Source organism: Acinetobacter sp. YH12227 (assembly GCF_013417785.1).
Classification (GTDB): Bacteria; Pseudomonadota; Gammaproteobacteria; order Pseudomonadales; family Moraxellaceae; genus Acinetobacter; species Acinetobacter gandensis.
In genome coordinates this window covers 1-3,856 of sequence record NZ_VPDH01000135.1, presented here as the reverse complement: position 1 = coordinate 3,856, position 3,856 = coordinate 1, and the positions used below count along the sequence as shown (strand labels likewise).

3 protein-coding genes are annotated in these 3,856 nt (G+C 35.4%); 2 read left to right on the top strand and 1 reads right to left on the bottom strand.

The window, feature by feature from the left end; translation table 11 throughout:
* Positions 1-449: 449 nt before the first annotated feature.
* Positions 450-845, top strand: a complete 396-nt coding sequence (locus FTV09_RS17200) for a DUF6088 family protein (RefSeq protein ID WP_120376154.1) — start codon at positions 450-452, stop codon at positions 843-845.
* A 10-nt stretch (positions 846-855) separates the two neighbouring features.
* Positions 856-1,785: a nucleotidyl transferase AbiEii/AbiGii toxin family protein gene (locus tag FTV09_RS17195; RefSeq protein ID WP_213072336.1), complete on the top strand. Its 930-nt coding sequence runs from the start codon at positions 856-858 to the stop codon at positions 1,783-1,785.
* 235 nt (positions 1,786-2,020) lie between these two features.
* Here FTV09_RS17195 and FTV09_RS17190 read toward each other — a convergent pair whose 3' ends face one another.
* Positions 2,021-3,424, bottom strand: a complete 1,404-nt coding sequence (locus FTV09_RS17190) for an LPD7 domain-containing protein (RefSeq protein WP_257222936.1) — start codon at positions 3,422-3,424, stop codon at positions 2,021-2,023.
* Between the last annotated feature and the right edge of the window lie 432 nt (positions 3,425-3,856).

Genomic DNA, 3,856 nt, shown 5'->3' with positions numbered 1-3,856 from the left:
GTACCAGCGTACGGCCCACAGAATGATGTCACGCTGAAAATGCCGGCCTTTGAATGGGTTCATGTGCAGCTCCATCAGCAAAAGGGGATGATAAGTTTATCACCACCGACTATTTGCAACAGTGCCATAAAAACACGTACGTGTTTAGAGGTACATAAGTGGACAGGTTCCTGACACATAAATTGTGTAAGTTGTATAACTTATGATTATTATGTAATCAGGGTGCTTGATAACCAATTCTGGATCATAAGTAGTTATCTACAGCTGTTTAATGTAATAGAGTAATAGAATTCTGCAACTCAACCAAGAACTGTCAGATCAGACAAAGTTGTCTTCCTGAGTAATTTATCTACAGTCTCATCTAGTATAATGTCGTATTTTTGCTCGACAAAATGTCGTATTTTTGCTAGTTTAAAGGTATGTGAAAACTGATGTATAAGGGAGATGCGATGACAACTAAAGCGAAAATGCAAATGCGCATCAAACGCTCAAAACGTTATGTTTTTATGCGTGATGATTTTAATGACATTGCGAATTATGACCAAATTGGAAGAGTTCTGCGAAACTTAGTTCAAGAAGGTGAGCTAATTAAAGTTGGTTATGGTATTTATACCAAAGCAAGAAAAAATCAAATTACCGGCAAAGTAATGCCAGCCTGTCCAGAAGGCGCGGATGCAGTGATCTTAGAGGCATTAAAAAGATTGGATGTGCAGGTTACGTTAGGAGAGGCTACGGAAAAATATTTATCTGGTCAATCCACCCAGATTCCAGCCTTTACTCAAATTAAAACCCCGCGTCGTTTTACACGCCAATTGTCTGTAGGTCGTAGCCAAATTAATGCCTGATATAAAAAATGTGTTTGCAGATGTCGCTGATGCACTTGGTATTGGTGCAACTTCTATTGTTGAAAAAGATTACTATGTTGTCGAGTTATTGAGACTATTACAGTCTCTAGAATTTGAAACGCATGACTTGGTTTTTGCTGGTGGAACTTCTTTAGCTAAAGCAAATATTCAGTTAAATCGGATGTCTGAAGATGTGGACATTAAAATAGTTCCAAAACCAAATATTGCATTAAGTCGCTCTAAAGCTAAAGTTGTACGTAAACAATTGCTTCATCAAGTACAAGACAAAATCTCTCAATCTGATTTCTTTACAATTGAAGAGGAACCAGTTGTCTGGGATGAATATCGTTATATGGAATTATTAATTCGATATCCTCAGCATTTCAACCAAGCTCCCTGTTTACGACCATTCATTAAATTGGAATTAGTTGAAACAGACTTACTTGAGCCTTTTGAATCTAGAAGTATCACCTCGTTTGTGTATGACTTGGCTAAGAAAGGGAAGCCAGTCGATGCTTTTCCCTCCGTCACAATTGTCAGTACCAGTATCGAGAAGCTGATAGCAATTTTAAGGCGTACAGCGGCCTTTGCTAGAAATGCTGAAAGAGCTGATGATGAATCATTAGTTCGACATGTGTATGACTACTTTAAAATTACCTATGGTAAACCACAAGATTTTGTTTATTTAGGGCACTTAGCTACTAAAGTTATAAAAACTGATATTGAGCGTTATGGTCGTCAGCATACTCTTATGGTTGAAGACCCGATTGCTGAATTGTTATTTGGTTTAAATGAATTAAGTCGTAATCCACTCTATAAAGCCAGGTTTAATAATTTTGTTGTTCCTATGGTGTTCGGGGACAAACAAATATCATGGCAGCAAGCCTATTCACATTTTCAGGACTCAGTTCAACAGATCTTCGCTAACTTAAAGTTGTAAATGTAGAAAAGAAATTAGCTTAAGCACAATAGATTATTTATTTACAATCACTCTTATTACAACTAAATTTGTCAAAATTCTTCAGAGTTTTTTCTTTGAATTCTAACTCGTAACTCATCGAAGATAGAAAATGTTAATTCGCTTGAAATTTTTTTTGAATTAGCCTAAGTATAATTCTTAGGCTATTCTTAAAACCATATTTCAAGCTGCATAAAAATTCGATTAGGCAATTGTTTTAAAAACCAGGTCCGTAATCGTAACTATTTTCTTGCGTGGACTCTTTACGACTATTACGTGATGTCACAGATTGATTTTTATAGAAATTATCAGCTCTATCTTCCTTATTTATTATACTAGGATCTTTAGGTTCCAAACTTAATTCTCTCCTTGGCGGTTTTGGTTCAGCACTGTCATTTTTAGCAGCTGAATTACCAATTGGACTATTCTCAATTGCAGCATTCACTTTTTGCTGAGCAGTGGTTTTAAATTCAATTTTGATATCTTCTGAATCAGCAATTTGTTGTACTTGTTTTTTAAACTCATCTGTTCCAAAAACTAAAACAACACCAAACTTGGCTCTTGCCAGGAATAAAGCATCACGGATATGCTCATGTTGATGACTAACAACTGTAATTTCTGATGTATTTTTCGTTTCAAAAAATGCAACTTTTTTTTGGTCCAGATAAAATTTTTGTCCAAATTTGTATTCGATTACATAGTCTTTTCTAAAAAGAGATGTCATTTGGGATTGCTGATGAGGTATAGACATTTTCTTTGAAGATTCTAATGTATTCAAGCGTTCTCCTTCTTGTTTTTTCTGAAGCTTGAGTCTTCGAGTGTATTCAAAGTATTGCAGCATTTGCTCAAACTCAGATTCAGCTAAATTTTCAGGAAGTTTGATTGTTCTTTTCTTCTCAACCTTAGGCACGAGCTCTAATTCTAGTGTTGAAGATGAAGACTGAGAGTTGTGCTTGTGTTCTTTTGGCTGCTTGAGTGGAGAAATATGTAGATTAAAATAAAGTTGCCAACATTGTTCAATCTCAGATGAATTGAAATATTGCTTATTTAGTTCTTTATGCTGAGTATAAATCAGATTTTGGATCCTAAGCATGAGGAGATCCTGATCTTGCTTATTAATATCAGGCAATTTCTTTTCATCAACACATTTTTTTAATGTTGATTGCAGTGACTCCATTGGTAAACCGCAACAATTTAAGAGCAAACAAGTTTTAATAATGGCTGTACTTTGATTTGTGTGCGTGGATCTAAATTTTTTAAAGAGTTCAGTAAAACACGACTCGATATTGTTTTGAGAAAGACGTTCGAAACTTGGTAATACTCTCTCATGGTTTGTGTCGATAATCTGTTCTTTTTCTTTGAGATCTTTTACAGTGGCGTGGAACAATTCTTTAAATTCCGACGTACCCCTGAGCGTTCCTTTCTTTTTAGAATCAAGTGCTTTTATACATTGTTGTAGTCGGGTCACGGAATAATTACTGAACACCAGGATTCCATATCTATTTTGAATGGCTATCGGTTCATTCTGATCAAAGAGGATTTTTGCTTTTTCAATCCTAGGGTTATCTTGGCAAATAAAATTTTTAGATTGACGTTGATCAAATAAAAATTGTTGTTGCATAAGCAAGTGATGTGAGGGGGGGAAAAACTTTAAAAAATCTGCGTAAGACGTTATTTTCGAGGAATCAAAGCTTGAAGAAAATGGAAAGCTTTCTTGCAGTGTTTTAGAGGTCTTTTTACCCAAGCTTTTATGTTGATCGTTATATTCTTTTCTTTGCAATGCTCTTGAATTTATTTGATCAGCAGAGTGCTGGTAATGCAGCAGAGTAAAAATGACATCAGATGATTGCTCTGGAAATTTCTGCTGCCATTGTTTTAAAAAATTATTTTTATCATGCTTATAATTTTCATTTTTAAGAGAAATTTCGGCACTGTTGCAAAGTTAGCGATGAGGCAGCCTTTTGTCTTATTCAAAGGCCTTACATTTCAAAAACTCTGCTTACCAGGCGCATTTCGCCCAGGGGATCACCATAATAAAATGCTGAGGCCTGGC

What these genes read in the sequence shown, in the direction of transcription:
- FTV09_RS17200 (WP_120376154.1), top strand. Translation starts at nt 450, where the DNA reads ATGACAACTAAAGCGAAAATGCAAATGCGCATCAAACGCTCAAAACGT.
- FTV09_RS17190 (WP_257222936.1), bottom strand. Translation starts at nt 3,424, where the DNA reads ATGCAACAACAATTTTTATTTGATCAACGTCAATCTAAAAATTTTATT.